Source organism: Streptobacillus felis, assembly GCF_001559775.1.
GTDB lineage: Bacteria > Fusobacteriota > Fusobacteriia > Fusobacteriales > Leptotrichiaceae > Streptobacillus > Streptobacillus felis.
In genome coordinates this window covers 16,267-39,938 of sequence record NZ_LOHX01000297.1, presented here as the reverse complement: position 1 = coordinate 39,938, position 23,672 = coordinate 16,267, and the positions used below count along the sequence as shown (strand labels likewise).

General features: G+C 26.9%; 28 protein-coding genes. 17 read left to right on the top strand and 11 right to left on the bottom strand.

Going from position 1 to position 23,672, the window contains the following annotated elements; genetic code table 11:
• Window positions 1-134: 134 nt before the first annotated feature.
• The gene (locus AYC60_RS06145) at window positions 135-542 is read left to right on the top strand and encodes an ImmA/IrrE family metallo-endopeptidase (protein ID WP_067322500.1); all 408 of its coding nucleotides are present in this window, start codon (window positions 135-137) and stop codon (window positions 540-542) included.
• Window positions 543-579: 37 nt separating this feature from the next.
• On the opposite strand, the gene AYC60_RS06140 is transcribed toward AYC60_RS06145, so the two are convergent.
• From AYC60_RS06140 to AYC60_RS06115, 6 genes are all read right to left on the bottom strand, one after another.
• Entirely contained in the window at window positions 580-846 is a 267-nt protein-coding gene (locus AYC60_RS06140) for an HPr family phosphocarrier protein (RefSeq protein ID WP_067322497.1), read from the bottom strand.
• A 63-nt stretch (window positions 847-909) separates the two neighbouring features.
• Window positions 910-2,160, bottom strand: a complete 1,251-nt coding sequence (rho, locus tag AYC60_RS06135; protein ID WP_067322503.1) for a transcription termination factor Rho — start codon at window positions 2,158-2,160, stop codon at window positions 910-912.
• 13 nt (window positions 2,161-2,173) lie between these two features.
• Window positions 2,174-2,776, bottom strand: coding sequence for a ribonuclease H family protein (locus tag AYC60_RS06130; RefSeq protein ID WP_067322494.1), 603 nt, complete (start codon window positions 2,774-2,776; stop codon window positions 2,174-2,176).
• 2 nt (window positions 2,777-2,778) lie between these two features.
• Window positions 2,779-2,997, bottom strand: a complete 219-nt coding sequence (locus AYC60_RS06125) for a hypothetical protein (RefSeq protein WP_067322491.1) — start codon at window positions 2,995-2,997, stop codon at window positions 2,779-2,781.
• A gap of 101 nt (window positions 2,998-3,098) precedes the next feature.
• Window positions 3,099-4,715 carry a PTS transporter subunit EIIC gene (locus AYC60_RS06120; protein ID WP_067322488.1) on the bottom strand — a complete coding sequence of 539 codons (1,617 nt, stop codon included), beginning with the start codon at window positions 4,713-4,715 and terminating at the stop codon, window positions 3,099-3,101.
• Window positions 4,716-4,817: 102 nt separating this feature from the next.
• Window positions 4,818-6,473, bottom strand: coding sequence for a formate--tetrahydrofolate ligase (locus tag AYC60_RS06115; protein ID WP_067322486.1), 1,656 nt, complete (start codon window positions 6,471-6,473; stop codon window positions 4,818-4,820).
• A gap of 162 nt (window positions 6,474-6,635) precedes the next feature.
• Between AYC60_RS06115 and AYC60_RS06110 the strand changes: the two genes are divergently transcribed.
• From AYC60_RS06110 to AYC60_RS06065, 10 genes are all read left to right on the top strand, one after another.
• The gene (locus tag AYC60_RS06110; RefSeq protein WP_067322484.1) at window positions 6,636-7,073 is read left to right on the top strand and encodes a hypothetical protein; all 438 of its coding nucleotides are present in this window, start codon (window positions 6,636-6,638) and stop codon (window positions 7,071-7,073) included.
• Entirely contained in the window at window positions 7,066-7,494 is a 429-nt protein-coding gene (locus AYC60_RS06105; RefSeq protein WP_067322482.1) for a hypothetical protein, read from the top strand. Before AYC60_RS06110 ends, AYC60_RS06105 begins: the two co-directional genes overlap by 8 nt.
• Before the next feature lie 97 nt (window positions 7,495-7,591).
• Window positions 7,592-8,200: a JAB domain-containing protein gene (locus AYC60_RS06100; RefSeq protein ID WP_067322479.1), complete on the top strand. Its 609-nt coding sequence runs from the start codon at window positions 7,592-7,594 to the stop codon at window positions 8,198-8,200.
• Window positions 8,201-8,212: 12 nt separating this feature from the next.
• Window positions 8,213-8,728 carry a PSP1 family protein gene (gene ricT, locus AYC60_RS06095; RefSeq protein ID WP_067322476.1) on the top strand — a complete coding sequence of 172 codons (516 nt, stop codon included), beginning with the start codon at window positions 8,213-8,215 and terminating at the stop codon, window positions 8,726-8,728.
• Between the two features lie 87 nt (window positions 8,729-8,815).
• Window positions 8,816-9,421 (top strand): methyltransferase, encoded by a 606-nt coding sequence (locus AYC60_RS06090; protein ID WP_067322474.1) that lies wholly within the window; start codon window positions 8,816-8,818, stop codon window positions 9,419-9,421.
• Window positions 9,414-9,686 (top strand): cupin domain-containing protein, encoded by a 273-nt coding sequence (locus AYC60_RS06085; RefSeq protein WP_067322472.1) that lies wholly within the window; start codon window positions 9,414-9,416, stop codon window positions 9,684-9,686. The genes AYC60_RS06090 and AYC60_RS06085 overlap by 8 nt, the downstream gene beginning before the upstream one ends.
• A 1-nt stretch (window position 9,687) precedes the next feature.
• On the top strand, window positions 9,688-10,260 hold the full coding sequence (coaE, locus tag AYC60_RS06080) for a dephospho-CoA kinase (protein WP_067322469.1): 573 nt from the start codon (window positions 9,688-9,690) through the stop codon (window positions 10,258-10,260).
• The gene (gene yihA / locus AYC60_RS06075; RefSeq protein WP_067322467.1) at window positions 10,260-10,835 is read left to right on the top strand and encodes a ribosome biogenesis GTP-binding protein YihA/YsxC; all 576 of its coding nucleotides are present in this window, start codon (window positions 10,260-10,262) and stop codon (window positions 10,833-10,835) included. The genes coaE and yihA overlap by 1 nt, the downstream gene beginning before the upstream one ends.
• A 12-nt stretch (window positions 10,836-10,847) precedes the next feature.
• Complete coding sequence (locus AYC60_RS06070) at window positions 10,848-11,411, top strand: LemA family protein (RefSeq protein ID WP_067322464.1); 564 nt, start codon at window positions 10,848-10,850, stop codon at window positions 11,409-11,411.
• Between the two features lies 1 nt (window position 11,412).
• The gene (locus tag AYC60_RS06065; protein WP_067322461.1) at window positions 11,413-13,179 is read left to right on the top strand and encodes a DUF2207 domain-containing protein; all 1,767 of its coding nucleotides are present in this window, start codon (window positions 11,413-11,415) and stop codon (window positions 13,177-13,179) included.
• 40 nt (window positions 13,180-13,219) lie between these two features.
• On the opposite strand, the gene AYC60_RS06060 is transcribed toward AYC60_RS06065, so the two are convergent.
• Genes AYC60_RS06060 through AYC60_RS06045 form a run of 4 tightly spaced genes read right to left on the bottom strand, consistent with a single transcriptional unit; the run spans window position 13,220 to window position 17,750 of the window.
• Window positions 13,220-13,870, bottom strand: coding sequence for an MgtC/SapB family protein (locus AYC60_RS06060; protein WP_197416994.1), 651 nt, complete (start codon window positions 13,868-13,870; stop codon window positions 13,220-13,222).
• Between the two features lie 8 nt (window positions 13,871-13,878).
• Window positions 13,879-14,943: an ABC transporter ATP-binding protein gene (locus AYC60_RS06055; RefSeq protein WP_067322455.1), complete on the bottom strand. Its 1,065-nt coding sequence runs from the start codon at window positions 14,941-14,943 to the stop codon at window positions 13,879-13,881.
• 14 nt (window positions 14,944-14,957) lie between these two features.
• A complete protein-coding gene (locus AYC60_RS06050) occupies window positions 14,958-16,667 on the bottom strand; it encodes an ABC transporter permease (RefSeq protein WP_067322452.1) in 1,710 nt (569 codons plus the stop codon).
• A 54-nt stretch (window positions 16,668-16,721) separates the two neighbouring features.
• Complete coding sequence (locus AYC60_RS06045; RefSeq protein WP_067322449.1) at window positions 16,722-17,750, bottom strand: ABC transporter substrate-binding protein; 1,029 nt, start codon at window positions 17,748-17,750, stop codon at window positions 16,722-16,724.
• A 313-nt stretch (window positions 17,751-18,063) separates the two neighbouring features.
• On the opposite strand from AYC60_RS06045, the gene AYC60_RS06040 reads away from it, so the two are divergent.
• From AYC60_RS06040 to rpmB, 4 genes are all read left to right on the top strand, one after another.
• The gene (locus tag AYC60_RS06040; RefSeq protein WP_067322447.1) at window positions 18,064-18,732 is read left to right on the top strand and encodes an ATP-binding cassette domain-containing protein; all 669 of its coding nucleotides are present in this window, start codon (window positions 18,064-18,066) and stop codon (window positions 18,730-18,732) included.
• A complete protein-coding gene (locus AYC60_RS06035) occupies window positions 18,732-19,394 on the top strand; it encodes a methionine ABC transporter permease (protein WP_067322445.1) in 663 nt (220 codons plus the stop codon). Before AYC60_RS06040 ends, AYC60_RS06035 begins: the two co-directional genes overlap by 1 nt.
• Window positions 19,394-20,170, top strand: a complete 777-nt coding sequence (locus AYC60_RS06030; protein ID WP_067322443.1) for a MetQ/NlpA family ABC transporter substrate-binding protein — start codon at window positions 19,394-19,396, stop codon at window positions 20,168-20,170. The genes AYC60_RS06035 and AYC60_RS06030 overlap by 1 nt, the downstream gene beginning before the upstream one ends.
• A gap of 238 nt (window positions 20,171-20,408) precedes the next feature.
• Window positions 20,409-20,672, top strand: coding sequence for a 50S ribosomal protein L28 (gene rpmB, locus AYC60_RS06025; RefSeq protein ID WP_067322441.1), 264 nt, complete (start codon window positions 20,409-20,411; stop codon window positions 20,670-20,672).
• Between the two features lie 91 nt (window positions 20,673-20,763).
• Here rpmB and glpX read toward each other — a convergent pair whose 3' ends face one another.
• Window positions 20,764-21,780 (bottom strand): class II fructose-bisphosphatase, encoded by a 1,017-nt coding sequence (glpX, locus tag AYC60_RS06020; RefSeq protein WP_067322439.1) that lies wholly within the window; start codon window positions 21,778-21,780, stop codon window positions 20,764-20,766.
• A gap of 207 nt (window positions 21,781-21,987) precedes the next feature.
• Between glpX and lepB the strand changes: the two genes are divergently transcribed.
• A complete protein-coding gene (gene lepB / locus AYC60_RS06015) occupies window positions 21,988-23,289 on the top strand; it encodes a signal peptidase I (protein WP_067322436.1) in 1,302 nt (433 codons plus the stop codon).
• Entirely contained in the window at window positions 23,279-23,668 is a 390-nt protein-coding gene (locus AYC60_RS06010; protein WP_067322434.1) for a GNAT family N-acetyltransferase, read from the top strand. Before lepB ends, AYC60_RS06010 begins: the two co-directional genes overlap by 11 nt.
• The last annotated feature ends 4 nt before the right edge of the window (window positions 23,669-23,672 follow it).

Sequence of the window (23,672 nt, the reverse complement as noted above, 5' to 3'; positions counted from 1 at the left end):
AAACAGAAGAAAACATAAGTTTATAATTTTGATATTTTTCTTTCTTTAATTTATATATAAATCCCCGAAAGGGGATTTTTTATTGACAAAAATATTAATAAAAAGTATTATATAAATAAAAACGGAGAATAATAGTGATAAAAGACATAGTAAATGAAATGGTAGAGACTTATAGAACTAATGATCCATATATTATTGCAAAAAAAGCTAATATAGAAGTATTATATAGAGATTTGGGTAATATAAAAGGTTTTTTTAAAAAAATTGGTGATAGAAAGTTTATTGCAATTAATGAAGAGTTATCAGAATTTATGGAAAAAATGGTACTTTCACATGAATTAGGGCATGCATTTTTACATGGAGACGATGCTATAGAATTTAAAGAGAATTTTATTAATGCTTCATCATATCTAGAGAAAGAGGCAAATACCTTTGCTGCATATTTGTTATTTGGATATATAAATGGTGAAGAGGATGTATACTATATTAATGATATGGAAGAGGAAAAAATATTTAGATATTTAAAAAGTTTGTTAAAATAAAAATGCGTTGATTTTTGTCAACGCATTTTAATATTTATTAATCTACTAGTGTTGATAATAATTCAGCCATTTCTTCAACTGCTTTTTCTGCACTTGGTCCTTCAGCAGATACAACAACTTCAGCATCTTTTTTAATACCTAAAGATAATATTTTTACTAAAGAATCAGCTTTTGCTTCTTTTCCGTTGTATGATAACATAATTTGTGTACCATCTTCTTTGAATTCTTTAGCTTTTTTAACTATAACAGACCCTGGTCTTGTATGTATTCCAGTTTCGTTAATAATTGTTACTGTTTTTGACATATTTTCGTCCTCCTAGAAATTATATATAGTTAAATTTTACACTACTATTGAATGTTTGTCAACTTATAATTTTAATTCATAATCAATATTTTCAAGTAGGTCTCTATTGCTAGAATATCTTTTTATTAAATCCATTAAAAATTTAAGAGCTTCTGCTTCATTTAATTTTAAAATAAACTTTCTTAATTTAAGTATTGCCTCAAATTCTCTTTTAGAATAAAGTAATTCTTCTTTTCTTGTTCCACTTTTTAATATATCTACTGCTGGGAATAATCTTAATTGTTGTAATGCTCTATCTAAAACTAATTCCATATTTCCAGTACCCTTAAATTCTTCAAATATTACTTCATCCATACGACTACCAGTTTCTATTAATGCAGTTGCAAGTATAGTAAGACTTCCTCCACCTCTAATTTTTCTCGCAGCTCCTAAGAATTTCTTAGGCATGTATAAAGATTTAGGGTCTATACCACCTGATAAAAGTTTACCACTAGATGGCATTTCAATATTATATGATCTTGCAAGTCTTGTTAAACTATCCATTAATATTACTATGTTATTTCCTTTTTCAATTTCTCTTTTGGCAGCTTCTAAAACCTTTTCAGTTACACTTAAATGTACTGACGTATTTTCATCAAATGTTGCAGCAAAAATTTCTGCATTTTTTACATTTTCTTTTATATCTGTAACTTCTTCTGGTCTTTCATCTATTAAAATGATCCAAACCTGAACATCTTTATTATACTTTAAAATATCATTTGCTAAATCAGACAGTATAGTAGTTTTTCCAGCTTTTGGAGGAGCAACTATTAGGCCTCTTTGTCCTTTCCCTATAGGAGCTATTAAATCAATAATTCTTGATGAAATACTACCTTCCCCTAGTTCTAATCTTTCTATAGGATATGATGGAATTAAATCATCAAACATAGGTCTTTGACGACTAAGTTCTCCTTTTTCACCATTTACATAAATTAACTTTAATAATCCAAAGTTTTTTTCATCATTTAGAGGTTTTCTAACTTCACCTACTATTACATCACCTTGTCTTAATCCAAATTTTTTTATTTGAGAATTTGAAACATATACATCAATATTTTGTGGTGTATTTCTTAAAAAACCATATACATCATTTATTATATCTAGTTCTCCATATGAGTAAATTAGTCCTTGTTCAGTGGCAAGACTGTAGCATAATCTGTTAAGTAATTCCATTTTTGGTATAGTAGAATAACCTTCAATTTTATGTTCTTTAGCAAGTTTTCTTAAATTTGTTAGGCTATAGTTTCCTAATTCATCTAAAGTAATGTTTTCCATTTTTATTCCTTTCTTATTTATGAAATCCAAGATCTGCTGGATTTATATCACCAGAGACATGTAGAATTTCTCCGCCTATTTTTTCAAATTCTTTTCTTAGTTTAACTACCTTTTCTATTAAATCAATAGTATCTTTGTCTATTTTTTCTTCGTTATATCTACCTATAGACCAAAAATCTATAATTAATTTTGAATCTCCACATATTTTTTTTATATTATATTTAATTGAATATTTAAGTGCAATAAATAAAGCAGTTAATTCACCGAAATTATTTGTTCTATTTTCACTTAAGAAATAGTTGCCATATCTATTAATTTTATCTTTAGGCATAATGAAGGGTAGAAGTGAATCACCGTAAACATCACATACTTTAACCTCTACTGTTCCAGTTCTTCCTGTACCAGAATCAAAGTATGTTGCATCTTTATGTAATTGTGAAGTTTCTTTAGATTTTGGAGTATATAATGCACCTGATTCTAGCCAACTGGTTGCATCATTTTTATTTTCAAATTTTTTGTATCTTGCATTTTTACCTTTAGTAAGAGCTTGACATTCATTCCATGTTTTGACTATTCCATATTTTTTTTCTTCTTCTATATAGTATGCATAAAACATAATTATTCCACATCTTTAATATCAACTACATTAAAATTAGCTGATTTTACAAAGTATTTAATCATTTCATTTGATGTAACTGTATTTAAAGAAAGTGTAATAGAATTATTGTCTAAGTCAGCTTCTAAATCATCAACTTCAGGAAGTCCTAAAAGTATAGTAGAAATTTGTTTTACTTGTTTTACTTCGTTAAAATTTTCTAGTGTAATTTTCTTTTTCATATCGATAACCTTTCCTATTTTTTATACATTAATTATATCAAAAAGGTTAGTTAAAGTAAAGTTTATGGTAATAAAAAAGTTGTGGCCAAGCCACAACTTAATTATATTTTATATTTGTCTCTTATTTTATTTTTATAGATATCAGCTTGAGTACCATAAATCAATTGTACACCATTTCCTGATCTTATTACACCTTTTGCTTGTAATGCTTTCCATGTTTCATCATTACTTACGATTTCTGGATCTTTAACAGTTACTCTTAATCTAGTAATACAAGCATCTATGTTTTCTATATTTTCTACTCCACCTAAGTTTTGTACTATTTCATCTATAATACTTTTTTCTTCTTTTGAAGCGTTATAGTCAGATCTTGTATATAGTTTATTTTCTCCACCTTCTCTACCTGGTGTAGCAAAGTTGAATTTAAGTATTAAGTATTTAAATATGAAATAATATACTACTGCATAAACAGGACCTAATATTAATATCCATTGATAAGATGTTTTAGCTGGACCTTGTAATAAACCGAAGAATGTAAAGTCTATAATTCCACGAGAGAATGTAATACCTACAGCAACGTTTAATACATACATCAACATATATGCTAGACCTTCAAGAACAGCATGTATTACATAAAGTATAGGAGCAACGAATAAGAATGTAAATTCTATAGGCTCAGTAATACCTGTTAAGAATGAAGTTAGTGCAGCAGATAATAATATACCTTTAATTACTCCTTTATTTTCTTTTTTAGCAGTATGATACATAGCTAATGCTGCAGCAGGTAAACCAAACATCATAGGTAGGAATCCACCTGTCATTGTTTTAGTAGCAGCTGCACTGAAGTGTTTTATACTTGGATCTGCAAGTTGAGCAAAGAAAATATTTTGTCCACCAGCTATCATAGTTCCAGCAACTTCTTCGTATCCACCTAATTGTGTATACCAGAATAAAGGATAAATAGCGTGATGTAATCCAAATACATTTAGTAATCTCATTGTAGTTCCATAGAAGAATGTACCTATTGCACCTGTAGCTGCAAATAATTCTCCAGCTTTAACTATTAGTAAGAAAATAGATGGCCAAATAAATGGAATTATAGCCGCTATAGGTATGAAAATTAATATAGTCATAACTGGAACTAATCTATTACCACTAAAGAAAGCTAAATAATCAGGTAAAGTTTTATCAGAAAACTTATTAGTAATTAATGCAGAAGTAATACCTGTTACTATACCGCCAAATACTCCTGTTTGTAGAGTAAATATTCCTAATTCTCTTGCATATAAAGCGGCAGTACCTCTTGCTGCTGATTCTGTTAAACCACTAGCAAGTAAAGCGTCATAAGTAACTTTATCAGGAGTAATACCTTTAAATGTTAATATTGTATTGATAATAGTATGGAATAATAAGAAACCTAAAACAGCTGAAAGTGCAGCAGTTTCTTTGTTTTTATTTGCCATACCTATTGCAACTCCTACTGCGAAAAGTAGTGGTAAGTTTGCAAATACAAATAATCCTACATTAAAGAATAATTGCATTAAATAATTTATAGGTGTACCTGGAGCAAGGAAAGTTAAATTATATGTGTTAATTAACACTGGGTTAGTAAATGATCCTCCAACTCCTAATAATATCCCTGCCATAGGAAGTACAGCTATAGGTAGCATAAATGCTCTACCGATTTTTTGTAAAACTGAAAAAAAGTTATTTTTCATCTTTTACCGTCCTTTCTATAAAAATATATATCGTTAATCTAGTATACCACATAAATAGATTAAGTCAAGATAAAAATAGCTGCATTGATATGCAGCTAAATTTTATGATAATCCTATTATATTTCCTTTTTCATCTATGTCTATGTGTTCTGCTGCTGGAACCTTAGGTAATCCAGGCATATCCATTATATCTCCTGCCATTACTACTAAGAAACCTGCACCTGCAGATATATTAATATCAGTTACTTTGAAAGTAAAGTTTTCAGGTTTTCCTAATAATTTAGGATCATCTGAAATTGATGCTGGAGTTTTAGACATACAAATTGGTAAATTTGAAAATCCTTTTTCAGTGAATAATTTTATTTTCTCCATTGCTAATTCAGAATATTCTATATCTTTAGCACCGTAAATTTCTTTACATATAGTTTCTATTTTTTCTTCTATAGATTTATCTAGAGTATATAAATATTCAAAAACTGAATTAACGCTTTCTGAAGGAATTTCTTCAACGTAGTCTAATACTTCAACTATTTCTTTAACTAAATCTTTAGCACCTTCTCCACCTTTTGCATGAATTTCAACAGGTACTGCTAATACACCTTTAGTTATAGTAAAATCTTTTATAGTATTTAAATCTTCTTGAGTATCATCAGCAAATTTATTAATTGCTACGATTACAGGTAAATTAAATTTTTTGATATTTTCTATATGTTTATCAAGATTTTCAAGTCCATATTCTAAGTTTCCATTACCGTGATGTTTAAGTGCTCTTACAGTTGCAACTATAACTACCATATCAGGTGTGATAGATGCTTTTCTACATTTAATATCAAAGAATTTTTCAGCACCTAAATCAGCTGCAAATCCTGCTTCAGTTATAGTATAATCTGAAAGTTTAAGTGCAAGTTTTGTAGCAAGTACTGAGTTACATCCATGAGCTATATTTGCAAATGGTCCTCCATGTATTAAAACTGGTGTATTTTCTGTAGTTTGAACAAGATTAGGTTTGATAGCTTCTTTTAATAAGACAGAAGCTGCACCATGTGCATTTAAATCTCTAACATATATAAAATCACCATGTATATTTTTAGCAATAATAATGTTACCAATTTTTTCTTTTAAATCATGTAAATTTTCTGCAAGACATAATATAGCCATAATTTCACTAGCAACAGTAATTTTAAATGAAGCATCATGAACTGGACCATTAATTTTACTTCCTTGCCCTACAGTTATACTTCTAAGTGCTCTATCATTCATATCAAGTACTCTTTTAAAGTAAATGTTATTTAAATCTATTTCTAGAGCATTACCTCTATTTAAGTGATTATCTAACATAGCTGCAATTAAGTTATTTGCAGAAGTTATGGCATGAAAATCACCAGTAAAATGAAGATTAATATCTTCCATTGGTAATACTTGTGAATAACCTCCACCAGTAGCTCCACCTTTAAGTCCAAATACTGGTCCTAGAGATGGTTCTCTTAAAGCTGCAATAGATGAATAACCAAGTTTATTAAAACCTTGAGTTAAACCAACTGAAACAGTAGTTTTACCTTCTCCATATGGAGTAGGAGTAATAGCTGTTACTAAAATTAATTTACCATTAGCTTTTGATTCTAGTCTATCTAAGATATCTAGATTTAATTTAGCTTTGTACTTACCATAAAATTCTATGTCTTTTTCAACACCTATTTTTTTTGCAATTTCCTCTATAGGAAGTAATTTTGAACTTTGTGCGATTTCTATATCTGTCATTAATACACCACCTTTATGTTTATTATTAATTTTACCATACTTAAGTAAAAAAGTCTATTTAGTAAAAAAAAAAACCATATTTTCAAAATTCATTTATTCACTTGACAAAAAAAGCGAGGGGGGTTATAATATTAAGAAGATATTTTTAAGGAGGGATTTCTAGTGAAATCAGTATATAAAAGAAGTATTTTAAAAATGTTATGGGCACTAGTAGGTGCACCAATTGGTGGACTTATTGTTGGAGGACTATCTACATATTTTTTAAGCCAAACAATGGGTATAGCTTTAGGTGTATTTATTACACTGGTATTAGTATATATGAATGTATTTTATGATGATATTAAATTTGAGGTTGAAGGGACTAAATTTAGATTTTATAAAAGAAATAAATTGGTAAAAGAATATGAGTTAAAAGGTGCTGAAGTTACATACAATATTAAACAATCTAACACAGCAGATGATATGAATTTACATATAAATGGAGACACTATTGATTGTGCACCATTAGGGTTAATACAATTTAAAACTATGTATGCTGAAATAGAAAAATTAACTGGAGTTAAACAAAAAATAATAGTAGGAGGAAAAAAAGATGAGTAAAAATATGATGTTACTTTATGGAGGGATACTATCTTTATTTGCAATCTTTTCAATGGTTTCACATTTCATGAATAAGAAGTCATTAAAAAAACAAGGTGAGGATTTTTTAGCTAAACATCCAAATGCTGTAAAAATTTTTACTAAAAGTGGTGGATTTATAGTTACAGATACTATGAATATTATAAAAGTTAATGGGGAATATGCAACACATTTTTCAGATGAAACAGGAGAAGGTGCCTATGCTTTACCAGGAACTAATGAAATAGTTGCTGAATATTCATGGACTAGACCAGGAGTATTACATAAAACAGTTACAACTTCAACAGGTGAAACAACATTTGATGTTGAATTAAAATCTGGAAGAGATTATAAACTTACTTTCGATAAAAAAGAATCTACATTTAAAATAGATGAAAAATAATTAAATAAGGTGTCAAGTTATATTGGCATCTTTTTTTTGTAGTTTGATTTTAACATATATATATGCTAAAATATACTGGGCAGCACAAGGGGGATAAATGAGTGAAATAGAATTACTTGAAAAAATTATAGCATTTGTTGATAAAAAGAAAAATGCTAAAATTCAAGCTAATGAAATAATAGAAAAATATGGGAAACTTTCTAATGTTTTAAGAGAGGATATTTTAGTTTTAGAAGGTTTGAATTTATTTTCCAAAAAAACTTTAAAGTTATTGGAAATATTAAATTTAACATATAGACATGTTTTTTTTAGTGATTGTTTTGAAGAAGAAAAGAAAATAAGTTGTTTTGAAGATTTAATTAATTATTTGAAATTTGAATATATTGACATGGAAAGAGAAGTATTTAAGGTTCTTTATTTTAATTCTAAAAACATATTAATTAAAGATGAAAATATTTTTTTAGGAACTGTTGATAGAAGTGTAGTCCATGTTAGGGAAATATTAAAAAATATATTGAAATATAATGCAAAATCAATTATAGTAGTGCATAATCATCCTAGTGGAGTTGTAAATCCATCTCTTGATGATTTTGAGTTAACCAAGAAGTTATTAGATATTTTAAATTTTGTTGATGTAAGATTATCAGATCATATTATTATTTCTAATAAGGGATACTATAGTTTTTTAGAAAATAATAAGATTTAGAAAGAGGTAAATATGAATATAGTAAACATAAGGTTTAGAAAAACAAAAAAAGTATATCCTTTCTTTATTGAAAATGTTGACGAGTATAAGAAGGGTGATTATGTTATAGTGGAAACTATTAGAGGAGATCAAATAGGAGTAGTACTAGGAGAAAATAAGCTTAATAATGTAAATTTAGAATCAGAAGAAGATGATATTAAGATTAGAAAAGTAAAAAGAAAATTAACGGAAGAAGAAGTTAGTGAATTAGAAATACTTGATGAAAAAGCTAAAGAAGCATATTTTATATGTAAAAAAATAGTTAAAAGAGTTCTGCCGGAAATGAACTTAGTAATAGGTGAATACATGTTTGGTGGAGAAAAATTAATATTTTACTTTACAGCAGAAGGAAGACTTGATTTTAGAGAATTAGTAAAAGAGGTAAATAAAACTTTTAATAGAAGAGTTGAATTTTATCAAATAAAATATAATGATGAAGGTAGAATATTAAACTCATTTGGTAAGTACGGAAGGGAAATTTTTTGGTAAGACTAGTTTTTCTAGTCTTTTTTTTTATCAATAAAAATGGTATAATGTATTTAATTCTAAATAGTTTAGAAAGTAGGAATTATAGTAATGGAACATTATTTAGAAAGTGTAGATTTGAGACTTAAGTATGAAAATGGTGCTTTGAATATTACAACTGATGCATTAGATTTAGTAGAGTTTATAAAATGTAATTTAGGTGATGAAAAAGGGCCTATGTTAGATATAGGAGCAGGTATAGGAACTTTAACATTTTTGATGTATAGACATGAAAATTTTACTGAATTTCATGCTGTAGAATTGCAAAAAGAAGTATTTAAAATTCTAGAGGAAAATGTAAAATTAAATGATATAGATATTAAGTTATATAATATTGATATTAAGGAATTTGAATATACGAATAAATTTAAATATATTATTTCTAATCCACCTTTCTATAAAGTAAACAGTGGATTTATGCCTAAAGATGAAATATTAAAAATATCTAAATTTGAAATAAATTTAAATCTTTCTGATTTACTTGATACTACATATAGATTATTAGAAGATGAAGGATATTTCTTTTTAATACTTCCTATAGAAAGAGATAAGGAACTAAGAAGTGATAAACGATACGTAGTAGATAATTTTAAAGAAATATTTAGAGGTAAAAAAACTTTTGTAACTTATCTGTTAAGAAAGAGGAAAAATGATTAATGAATATGGAGAAATTGTTGAAATATTAATGGATGATAAGATTAGAGTTGAAAGAATTACATCTAATTCTAATGTTACAGATTTTATGATATCTGATATTGATGAGTATGTATATATGCTTGAAGGGTATGCTAAACTTTTAATTGAAGATGAAGAAATAAGTATTAAAAAAGATACAGGATATTTTATACCTAAAAATACTAAACATAAGGTAACATTTACAAGCTCTGATTGTAAGTGGCTATGTTTTTTTATAAAGGAGTAGTATGATAATAGGATTAACTGGATCTATAGGTGTGGGGAAAAGTAAAATATTTGAATTCATAAAAAATATTTTAAAGGATAAAAGTTCATATGTTGATGCAGATAAAATTACGGCAGAGCTTTATGAAATGGAAGAAGTTAAATCAAAACTATACTCTTTATTTGGGACTTTTGATAAAAAGGAAATTTCTAAAATAGTTTTTAATGATAAGGAAAAACTATCTATACTTAATAAGTATATGCATAAGATTATTATTGAAAGATTAGAAAAAGAAATAGAAAACTCTGAAAAAGAATATATGGTTTTAGATGTACCTTTGATATATGAATTGAATTTAGAATACCTATTTGATAAAATTATAGTTGTATATGCACCTAAAGAAACCCAAATAGAAAGAATAATGAAAAGAAATTCACTTAGCTATGAGGAAGCAATTTCTAGAGTTGAAAAACAAATAGATATTGAAATAAAAAAGGAAAAAGCGGATTATGTAATAGATAATTCTAGTGATATATCTAATAGCTATATTAATACTTTAGATATATTAATGAAAATAGAGTTAGGAGGTAAATAATGGAAGTTAAAAGTGCAGAATATTCAAGAAGTTGTATAAAACTTGCAGATTATCCTGAAAAAATGGGTAATACAGAAATAGCATTTGTTGGTAGATCTAACGTAGGAAAATCATCTTTAATTAATACTATAGTAAATAGAAAAAATTTGGCAAGAACGAGTAAAACACCAGGTCGAACTCAACTAGTTAATTTTTTCTTAGTAAATAAAGATAGATATTTTGTGGACCTTCCAGGTTATGGTTTTGCAAAAGTGCCAGCCAATGTAAAGAAGAATTGGGGTAGTATCATATCTGAATATTTAAATTCTGAAAGAAAAAAGGTAGTATTTGTATTACTTGATATTAGACGTGTTCCAAGTGGTGAAGATATTGAAATGCTAGAATATTTAGAACATTTTGATATAGAATATTATATAGTGTTTACAAAATGTGATAAACTATCAAATAATGAGAAGTTTAGACAATTAAAAGAGATTAGGAAAAAATTAGAATTTAGTAATGAAGATGTATTCTTTCATTCATCTTTAAAGAATATAGGTACAACTGAAATATTAGATTTTATAGATAAATTATAAGGAGTGATAAAAATGACATTATTAGTAATTTTAGGAGTAGTAGTTTTAATTGGATTATGGGCAATGGGTGTTTATAATAAATATGTAGGACTTGATAATGAAAATCAAGTTGCATTTAGTAATATAGGAACATTTTTACAAAAAAGATTAGATTTAATACCTAATTTAGTTGAAACAGTAAAAGGATATGCAAAACATGAAAGTGAAACTTTACAAAATGTTGTAGATGCAAGAAGTAGAATGCTTAAATTAGATTTAAATGATGTTAAAAATTTAGAAGAAATTAGAAAAATGGAAAATGAATTAACTAAGACTTTAAAATCTATTATGGCATTAAGTGAATCTTATCCAGAATTAAAGGCAAATGTTAACTTTTTAGAATTACAAAAATCTTTAACTGATATAGAAAATCAAATTGAAGGAACAAGAAGATTCTATAATGCTACAGTTGGAACATTAAATACTTTTATTAGAAGATTCCCTAATGTTTTACTTTCAGGACTATTAAAATTTAGAAATGCTGAATTCTTTAAGGAAGATGCTGAAGCTAAGAGTGCACCAAAAGTGAGTTTTTAATATGAAAAAATTGGTGATATTTTTTGTAACTTTATTATCTATTTTCACTTTTTCCTTTGAAAAAATATCAAATTTTGAAATGGATATTAAAGTTGAACAAAATGGAGTATTAAATGTAACAGAAAAAATCACATATATTACGGATGCAGAAGGAAGAAGAGGTATTTATAGAATTATCCCTTTCAAGTATAGCAACGGTTCTTATTTTAAATTTGAAGATAGAGTAAAAATAGATGATTTTTCTGTAAGATATGTGGATTTTAATAATGAAGTAGGACTATATACAGAAATAGAAGATAATGTTATGGTATATAGACTAGGATTAAGTGATGTTTATTTACCAGCAAATAAAGATATTAATTATGAGATTAAGTATAAGGTATATAATAGTATTAGAAGTAATGAAAATATTAATCAAATTTACTTTAATGCATTAGGTAACTATTGGGAAATGCCAGTTGAAAACTTTAAATTAAATATAACTGGTATAAAAGGACAAATTGATGCATTTACAGGATATGTTGGTGAGACTAATAAAGATTATGAATTAAAAGAAGTAGATGGAGGATATGAAATAAAAACTACTAAGGTGAGTAATCCGGGAGAAGGATTATCTTTCTTATTAAATAGTGATAGTTTTAAATATTCAGGTTTTAATCTATGGTATAATAGGGTTAAGGCTTATCCATTACTAATAGTTTTTGGTATTATATTATTACCTATACTATTAATTAACTTCTTAATAAGAATGGTGGTCAATAAATTTAAATATAAGAAAACTATTATGGTTGAATATATGCCACCTAATATTTCTCCATTAATTGCTAAAATAATGGTAGGTAAGAATTTTTATTCAACTTATTTCATAGTTGTACTATATATGTTATTACAAAAAGGTATAGTAAAATTAAGAGAAAAAAATCCAGAGCATGAAATGTATGAAGAATATGTAATTAAGGTTGGAGAACAGATTAATCAGAAGAAAAAAGGTTTTGATGATTATATTGAAAAACAATATTATATAGATGTTGATAGTTATGAATATTTTAAAAATGAATTATCAAAAGAAGAAAATATGTTTTTAAATAAAATGATGTTACATAAAAATGATATATTTAAATATAATTCAGCTATAGCTGAATTAGAAAATGAATTAAAATTATATTTTCTAAGTAAATATTCAAGTGATTATGAAATACAAGTATTCAAATATTTCTTTATAGTAGTTTTTATTGCAATTATTACTATCATATTTGTATTTGGAATATCTGGAGGATCAATTTTTTCTGAAATGCCTATATTAATAGGAATGGGTTTATTATTCTTTATCACTTTAGCAAATGCATTATCAGTAAAAAGATATACTAAGCTATATAATGAGGAGTATCCAAAAGCAAAGGGATTTGAGATATTCTTACAAAAAACAGAAACAGATAGAATAAAAAATTTTACTACTGAAGATGATGTAATTAGATATTTTAGACAAATATTACCATTTGCTATAGCATATGGACTAGAAAATCAGTATTTAAAAATGTTAGATAATGTAATTTCTAAATTATCTCTTAATACTGAAAGAGTACATAATTATTTATATTATTCACACATAAATAATAGAATGTATTATGATAGAATGATAAATAAAAGTATTAGTGAAACAGTTAATAATAGTAAAAGACATGGAGGAAGCTCTACGTTTTCAGGAGGATTTTCTTCTTCAGGTTCATCTGGTGGTGGATTTGGAGGAGGAGGGGGAAGAAGTTGGTAATAAAAAAGCAGAAAATACAATTTGTACTTTCTGCTTTTTATTATTCTATTTCAATAGATGTTACATTTTCATAAGCAAGCAATCTTTCTGAGAGACCAACTTTATCAAAAGTTTTGAATGTAAGAAGATCTATTTCTATATCTATGCTGCTACCGTTTTTGTTTATGTTAAGATTTTCTATTAAAACATTATCTTTTATAATTTCAAGTTTTATTTTTGGAAAGTCTTGTAATACTTCATTCATTTTTAGATATAGTTTGTATCTATTACCTTCATTTTTATGTAAAAAATTATTTTTATGCATAACTGTTTGAAGAAGTAGCATAATAACTGTTACTGAAACTCCCATAAATATTAATCCAGATCCAATAGCCATACCAACTCCTGCAGTACCCCAAATACCAGCTGAAGTTGTAAGACCAGTAATAACATTATTGTTTCTTACAAATATTATACCTGCTCCAAGAAATCCGACTCCACTTACAATTTGTGCAGCAACACGTGATGCGTCAAATTTTATAGAATCTTCAAAACCATATTTTGAAACTATCATCATTAGAGCTGATGAAACAGCTACTATGGCGTGAGTTCTAACACCAGCTCCTTTATTTTTACTTGTTCTTTCATAACCTATTGCTGCTCCACATACGCAAGCTACTAGTATTCTAGCTAAAAATATTGCATTTTGCATACTTGTCATTATAATATGTGTATTGAATTTTGATCAAATGCAAAACTCAAACTATCTCCTATTTTTTTGATATCTTTACCATGTGGATTGTTAAGTACTATTTCTATAACTTCATTTCCATTTTTAACTTCATATTCATGGTTTTCACCCATAAATATACTCTTAGAAACTTCTAAAGTATGTTTATTTTCAGTGAATTTAATAGATTCAGGTCTAATTACTACTTTAACATCAGTCCCAGGTGTGTAATCAACCTTTTCATTTACAAGATATTCTTCACCTAATATAGATATTAATGTTGAATTATCTCTATTTTCTATAATTTTAGCATCTAATATGTTTGCTCTACCAATGAATTTGGCAACAAATTCAGAATTTGGTTTTTGATATATTTCTTGTGGAGAACCAACTTGTGCTATTTTACCATCTTTCATTATTACTATTTTATCTGAAAGGGCCATAGCTTCAGCTTGGTCATGTGTTACATATATAGAAGTTATTCCAACTTCTTGTTGTAATTTTCTTATTTCATCTCTCATGTGTAATCTTAATTTTGCATCTAAGTTTGATAATGGTTCATCAAATAATAGTACTTCAGAATTCATTATTAAAGCTCTTGCAAGTGAAACTCTTTGTTGTTGTCCACCTGACATTTGAGACGGAACACGTTCAGCAAAATCTTCCATTTTCATAAGTTTTAATATTTTATCTACTCTTTGTTTAATTTCTTCTTTAGGTCTTTTTTGTAATTTTAATCCATAAGCTATGTTATCATAAACATTCATATGTGGGAATAAAGCGTAGTTTTGGAAAACCATTGCTATTCCTCTTTTATCTGGAGTTAAATATGCTATATCTCTACCACTCATAGTAATATGTCCTTCACTTGGTGTTTCAAAACCAGCTATCATTCTTAATGTAGTAGTTTTTCCACAACCAGATGGACCTAAAAGACATACAAATTCTCCTTCTTCTATTGCTAAATTTACATCTTCTACGGCAACTACTCTTCTACCTTTAGGTGTAAATACTTTAGTTAAATTTTGTATATTTAATTTAATTGGTTTACTCATTTTTTGTCTCCCTGTTATTTAGTTTTAGGTTCTAATAGTTTCATAAATAATTTCATTAATAACATGAATATTGATACTATTACTATTAATATAGTACAATATGCAGCTGCAATACCTATTCTACCTTGATCTACATTATCCATGATAGTAGGTGTTAATAATTTCCATTTTGCAGAAATTAAGAATACTACTGTAGAAACTAGTGTCATAGATCTTGCAAATGAATATATTAATCCTGATAGGAAAGCGTCTCTTATCATAGGTAGAGTAATTTTAGTAAATGTTTGTACAGTATTTGCACCAAGTATTGTAGAAGCTTCTTCTATACTTGGATCAATTTGATCTAGTGCTGCTATACCAGATCTAACTCCTACTGGAAGTGATCTTATTATGAATGCCATTATTATTATAAATCCTGTACCAGTTAGTGTAGGAATTAAAGTAATATTTGTAAATGGTAGGTTATATACTTTGTTGTAACTTAAAGCATATCCTATACCTATTATAGTACCTGGTATTGCAAGTCCCATCATTACTGTAAATTCAATAAATGTTTTTCCTATGAATTTCTTTCTTACAATTAAGAAAGCTATTATCATAGAGAAAATTGATGCAACAAAAGTTGCAATTATTGATAAAGTAGTAGTAGTAATTATAGGGTTAACTCTATTTGCAAACTTAAATATTTCTCTATAATTATATAGGCTTAAAGTATTATCTATTCCAAATAGTTTTGTAAATGAACTTATTGGTATTAAAATATACATTCCTATAACACATGCTGATAAGAATATTAATATTATACTTGCAGAAATAGTTGCAAAAGGAGTATTAATTAATTCTCTAGCACGTGATGCCTTACCAGTTACAGTAATATATGATTTTGAATTAACATAATATCTTTGTAATGTAAACATTGATATAGATATAGTTAATAGTATAACTGATAGAGCAGATGCTAGTCCTAATTGGTAGTTTCCTATTCCTTCTTGGAATATTTTAACTGCTATAGTAGTGAATTTACCACCTATAACAAATGGGTTAGCATAATCTGCTATTGATTGTATAAATACTAATAAGAAAGCATTAGCAAGTCCTGGAACCATTAATGGTAGAGTTACTGTAGTAAATACTTTAAATCTATTTGCTCCTAAAGATCTTGAAGCTTCTTCAACAGATGGATCTATATTGTTTAATAATCCAACTAACATCATATATGCTATAGGGAAAAAGCTTAATACTTGTACTAATACTAAACCATGGAATCCATAAATTTCATATTCTATACCTAATAATCCTCTAGTAATTAAACCAGTTCTACCAAATAGTAATATAGTTGATAATGCAACAATAAATGGTGGTGAAATTACAGGTAAAAGTGCTATAAAATCAAAAACAGCTTTACCTTTAATTTTAATATACACAGTTAAATATGCAAATATGAATCCTATAATTAATGAAATAAATCCTGTAGTAAAACCTAATACTAAAGTATTTAGTATGATTTGTAAATTACCTGAATTTTTAAATGAATCTATATAATTTACTATACTAAAACTTTCGTTTACTTTAATACTTTCTAAAAATACATTATATAATGGTACTAAAATAAAGAAGGCTACTACGACGATTGAAAATATTATAGTTGCCATAAGTATAGGATCATTTAACATTTTCCTAAAGTCTTTAAGGCCACCTTTAATTTTTAATTTTAAATCTGACATAAATAATCCTTTCAATAAAATACAAGGGTTATGCACCCTTGTATTTTAACCTATCTATTTTTGAGGTATTGTTGAACTAGTTTCTTTAGTATATTTTTCAACTAAATCTTTTCTGTTTTTTCCAGCCCATTCAAAGTCATAATTAATTAATTTAGTATCTTTAATTGGTTCTGCTTCTTCAGGATTTTGTGCATTTTTGTTAGTTAAGAATTGGAATGAACCAACTGTTTTACCTAATTCTTGCACTTCCTTAGTTAATACCCAATCAATAAATTTCTTACCAGCTTCACTATTAGGTGCATCTTTTAGTAAAGCAACAGCTCCTATTTCATAACCAGTACCTTCACTTGGTGCTGAAATTATTATATCAGTATATCCTTCTTTTTGATATTTGATAGCATCATGTAAGAAAGTAATACCTAAAGCAACTTCACCAGTACCAACCATTCTTCCAGGTGCAGTTCCTGATTTAGTATATTGTCTGATTTGACCATCTAATTGTTTGAAGTAAGCCATAGCTTGTTCTTCACCCATTAATTGAACTAAAGATGCAAGCATAGTATATGCAGTTCCAGATGACCCTGGGTGAGCAACTACGATTTCACCTTTAAATTTAGGATCTAATAAATCAGCCCAAGATTTAGGCATTTCTAAACCTTTTTCTTCTAATATTTTTTTGTTTCCAACAAATCCTAAGTAACCAACATAGATACCTGTCCATCTTCCATCACCAGATTTGAATTGGTCTAATATTTCTTCTGAAGTAGGTGATACATATGCTTCGATTAATCCTTCAGCATCTGCAGCGATGATACCATCAACTGGTCCACCATACCAAACAGAAGCAACCATGTTATTTTTTTCAGCTTTTAATCTTGCTAAAGTTTCTCCACTACTCATTCTTACGAACTCAGTAGGTATACCTGTTTCAGCTGTAAATTGTTCAGCAATTAATGCTGCGTGATCTTCTTGTAATCCAGCATAGAAAACTAATTTTTCTTCGCTTTTAGAAGCAGTTTCTGTACTACCTCCACAAGAAAATAAGAAAGCACCAAAAAGTATGCTCATTAATAATTTTTTCATTTTCTCTTCCTCCAATTTTCAAATAAATATTTGTGTGGTAATATTATACTCTATAATTTACAAAAAAGCTAGTTGTAATTATTTTGCATTAAATATACAACAAATTTACACCTGACTTTAAAAGTAAAAACTTTTTTTTTATATGTAAATAAATATTGTTTTAATGCAATGTAGAAGCAATGTTAAATTGAGTAGTATTTCATATTGTGAAATAAAAAGTGCAAAAAAAGAATATAAATAATTTTTTTTTGAATATATTAAAAAAAAGTTTGGTAATAAACTAGATATATGTTAAAATTACTTAGGTGATAAAATGAATTTGAAAAATATAAACAAAAAGTTTGGTGATTTTACTTTAGATTTAGATTTGGAACTAGAAAAAGGTGAGATATTTGGTCTTATTGGTAAATCTGGAAGTGGAAAATCAACAGTACTAAAAATGATACAAGGTTTAATTAAGCCCGATAGTGGTGAAATTTGTATAGATGAAAATATAGAAATGTCTGTTGTATTTCAAAATTTTAATTTACTAAAAAATAAGGATGTATACCAAAATGTAGCGCTGCCTTTAATTTTAAAGAAAAGTTTAGATTACATTAAAGTCGAAGAAGTATTAAATTTTGTAGGTTTACTAGATAAAAAAAATGAATATATTTCTTCTTTAAGTGGAGGTCAAAAACAAAGAGTAGCCATTGCAAGAGCTCTAGTATCTAACCCAAATTTATTATTATGTGATGAAGTAACAGCTTCACTTGATAAAATTACAAAAAATGAGGTTATATCTTTATTTAAGAAAATTAATAAGGATTATGGTACAACTATATTGTTTGTTACTCATGAATTAGATGTAGCAAAGAAAATATGTGATAGAGTTGCTGTAATTGAAAATGGTAAAATTTTGGAAATATTTGATGTAAATAAGGATCTTAAAGATGAAAGAGAACTTACTTATTTAGAATATGCAAAAGAGGTGCTTAAATAATGGATTATCTTACTTTAGAATTACTAACATCAATTAAAGATACATTTATTATGGTTTTAATTCCAACTATTTGTGCAATATTTTTAGGGATACCCCTAGGTTCATTACTTTATCTAACTAAAAAAGATGGATTAAAGGAGAATATTAGTATATATATACCTATTAATATATACATTAATGTGGTAAGAAGTTTTCCTTTTTTAATCTTGGTTATAGTTTTAATACCGATAACAAGACTAGTATTTGGAACAGCTTTTGGTTTATTACCTGCAAGTTTTCCTATATGTTTTGTAGCAGTAGCACTTTATGCAAGATTTGTTGAACAATCTTTTCATGATGTAGATCCTGGAATAATAGATGCAGCATTATCTATGAAGGCGACAAATTTTCAAGTTGTATGGCATTTCTTATTGGTTGAAGCAAGAAGTTCTTTAGTTTTAGGTTTAACTTCTAGCATAATCAGCTTCATATCTTATTCTACTGTTATGGGAATAGTTGGTGGAGGAGGAATAGGAGACTTTGCTATTAGGTATGGATATCAAGAGTATAATTATCCTTTAGTATATAAGGTGGTATCTATAATGATAGTTATAGTATTTGCTATACAGTTTATTGGAAACTATGTTTCAAAAAAATTAGACAAGAGAAGGAGAGATTCTTAATGTTAAAAAAATTATTATTATTTTTCACAATTGTATTTTCAACTCTGACTTTTTCAAATGATAAAGTTATTAAAATTGCAGCTGCGGGTTATCCTATGAATGAAATAGTTAAAATTGCAGCAGACGATTTAAAAAAACAAGGTTATGATGTACAAATTAAATTACTTACAGATTATGTAACAGCTAATATTGGATTAAACGCAAAAGATTTTGATGCAAACTTCCATCAACATGAGCCATTTATGCAAGTATTTAATCAAAAAAATAATGGGACTTTAGTAAAAGTTAAGCCTATATATGATGTTAAAGTTGGTTTCTATTCGAAAAATATTAAGAACAAAAAATCTATACCAGATGGTGCAAGAATTGCTATACCAAGTGATCCAACTAACCAAGATAGAGCTTTAAGAATACTTGAAAGCGAAGGATTAATTAAATTAGGGAAAAGTAATGGATTAAATAGTATTTCATACATAGTAGAAAACAAAAAAGGATTAAAAATAGTTCCAGTTGGAATACCTTCATTAGTTCAAGCATACCAAGAATATGATTTAGCATTTAACTGGCCATCACATATTTTAAAAATTGGAGTAAAAGTTAAAGATGCATTATTCTTAGAAAAAGGATCAAATGCAAGATTTGCTGTAATGCTTGCTGCTAGAGAAGATAACAAAAATAGTCAAAAGATTAAAGATTTAACTAAAGCTATGACTTCTGAAAAAGTAAGACAATTCTTATTAAAAAACTATAAAGAAGAAGGATACCCGGTATTCTAATAATAAATATTTAAGATGTTAAAATTGTTTGGTTTTAACATCTTTTTTAATTAAAGTAAAATATTTACTAGAGTTATTATACAATAAAGAGGTAAAATTAAAATAACGTTTGCATTTTATTTTATTTTAGTGTATAATAATTTGGAAATTGTAAAAATACTTGAGATTATTGCTTGAATAATCTTATAAGTTATGGTATAATTAAAATCTAGAAAACAGGAATTCAGGAGGTGTAGATATGCAAATTTGTGAAGTATTTGGGAAAAAAGTAGGTCATGGTAACTTAGTGAGTCACTCAAATAGAGCAACTAAAAGAATTTGGAGACCTAATCTTCAAACTATGAAATTAATGCTTGATGGTAAAGAAGTTAAAGTTAGAGTAAGTACTAAAGCAATGAAAACATTAAAAGGTAAAAATGAAGATCAAGTGAAGAAAATATTACTTGAAAATAAAGATAACTTAAGCTCTAGACTTTCAAAAATCTTATTTTCAGCAAACTAATTAGTGAAATCACCTTTTTTTAGGGAGATTCACATAGAAAAAGGTGTTATAAGACACCCTTTTTTTTACAAAAAAATAGATGCCTAAGCATCTATTTAACTAAGTGATTTATTTTCTCATCCTTATAATCTAAATTATGTATAGAATTTATGTATCTTATAGTTTTTGAACTACCTCTTATTAATAATGTTTGAGTTCTAGCTATATTTCCACGTCTTTTTATTCCTTCTAATAAGTCACCAGATGTAATACCTGTTGCAGAAAAGACTATTTCATCTTCTTTTGCTAAATCATCTAATTTTAAAACAGCACCAACATTAAGACCTTTTTCTTCACATCTACGTTTTTCATCTTTTGATATCTTATCATTTTCAAGTGAGTATCCTTTTACTTCATTACGTAGTTTAAGTCTTGCTTGCATGTCCCCACCTAAAACTCTTATTGCTGCTGCAGATATAACACCTTCAGGAGCACCACCTATTCCATAAACAACATCAATATCACTATCTACCATACAAGTTAATATAGATGCTGCCACATCACCGTCTGGTAATGCATAAACACTTACACCTAATTTTTGTAAATCTTCAATTATTTTTTTATGTCTAGGTTTATCTAATACTATTATTGTTAAATCTTTTAATTCCTTATTATTAGCTTTAGCTATTATTTGTATATTTTCTGTTAATGGTTTTTCTAAATCTATTAATCCTTTAGCGTTAGGACCAACTATTAATTTCTCCATATACATATCAGGAGCTTTTAAAAATGTATCTTTTTTACCTACGGCAAGTACAGTTATTGCATTTGCTTGTCTTTGAGCAGTCATACGCGTTCCTTCTACAGGATCTACAGCAATGTCCACTTCTAGATAATCTCCATCTGTTCTACCAAGTTTTTCCCCAATGTATAACATTGGTGCTTCATCGATTTCACCTTCTCCAATTACAACTTCACCTTTTATTTTAATTCTATTTAACATTATTTTCATTGCTTCTACAGCCACTCTATCTATTTCTTCTTTGTTACCTCTACCAACTAATTTATGAGCCGCTAGCGCTGCTGCCTCTGTCACTCTTGCAAATTCTAATGCTAATTCTCTTTTCATTTTTGCTCCTTTCAAGGTTAAATATTGTGTGCATATAAATTATATCATAAATTTTTGTATAGGTGTAGTAAAAAAATTTTTTTTACAAAGGATTTTTAAGTATTGACTTTTTATAGTTTCAAGGTAATATATATGTGAGAAGTATTATTCTATTTTTATTTTTTTTGTGCTATAATATATTTGCAGTTATGCAAATAGGAGGCATTTATGAAAATATTATTATATATACTTTTTTATATAGTTACATCAATTTTAATTTTAGCTTACTTATTTAAGGAAAAGAAAGTAGTTGAAGTTATTGATTGCTTTGTTGATAAATTTATTAATAAAATTGGGATAAATAAAGAAGAAATTAGAAGTGAAAAAATACTGTTGATATTAAATACTATTGCTATTTTATCTTTAGCAATTTTATCTATTAAGGTAGATTATTCAAGAAATGATGTTTTACCTATAAAGAATAAGATAATTATTCTAGGAACTTTAGTTAATTTTAGTATATTACTTTTAACATATTTAAAAAAATATTATTATGAAGCTATGACTATAGTTAACTTAATTTTGATAGTTTTTGGTAAATCTATGTTTGGTGTAGATGATAAAACTTTTTTTAAAATTAATATTTTAGCCGTAGTATTTTCGTTAATTTTAATATTCTTTTCTCAATTTGAGTTATCAAATAAGATTAAAAAGATTTTTAATGCTATATATATAATTATACTTGTTGTAATTATTCAAGGTTATTATTTAGGGAATTATGCTATACCTACAGGATCTATGGAACCTACTATAGCTGTTGGTGATAGAATATTTGCTAATAATGTTGTTTACAAGTTTAAACAACCTAAAATTGGGGATATTATATCTTTTAAAGAACCACTTGATAATAGTTTGATGTATACAAAAAGAATTACAGGAACACCTGGAGTAATGTTTAAGATAAATGAAAATGATAATAATATATATATAGATGGAGAAAAATCAAGTTTAAATAGAGAATACTCTATAGAGGGTATACTTAAATTATTTAATAATCCAGAAATATATATACCTAAAAATGGGGATAAGATAAAATTAGTTGAGATATTAGAGTTAGATATATCTAAAGGTACTGGTGTAGTGCAATTATCTAAAGAAGAATTCTTACAAAAGAATATTTCAAAAGATTATTATAAATACTTATTTGGTTTCTTTAATACTAATACTTTAGAACAAATTAGTGGCGTTGATCAAGATTTAACTAATAAAAGATATACATATATTTTAGAAAGTGAAGGAAGATTTGTTCTTCCAATATTAGACTTCAAATATGACATTGAGACCATGTCTAAATTATTAAATGGAGAGGAAATAACACTAGATAGTAATTACTATATGGCTATGGGAGATAATACAAATAATAGTAATGATTCTAGATATTTTGGATATGTAAGAGAAAATAGAATTTATGGTAAGTTACTATTGAGATGGTATCCATTTAATAGAGTAGGATTAATAAATGAAAAATAATGAAATAGAAGAAATTCTTAATTTACATAATGAATGTTTTTTAGATAAAAAAAAATATATTGATATTGAAAATATGTTTAATAATTCTAGTTATAAAATAAATACTATTGTTGAAGAAGAATTTATAGGATATATGATATTACTTGATAGTTTTGACAGTTATGAATTGTTTGAAATAGCAATAAAAGAAAAATATAGAAATAAAGGATATGCAAAAAAGCTTTTATATAGTATTTCATATAATAAAGATATATTTTTAGAAGTATCTGAAAAAAATATTGCTGCAATAAAGCTTTATGAGGAAATTGGATTTAAAAAAATATCGGTTAGAAAAAAATATTATTTAGATGGAAGTAATGCATTGATAATGAAGAAATAGGGAG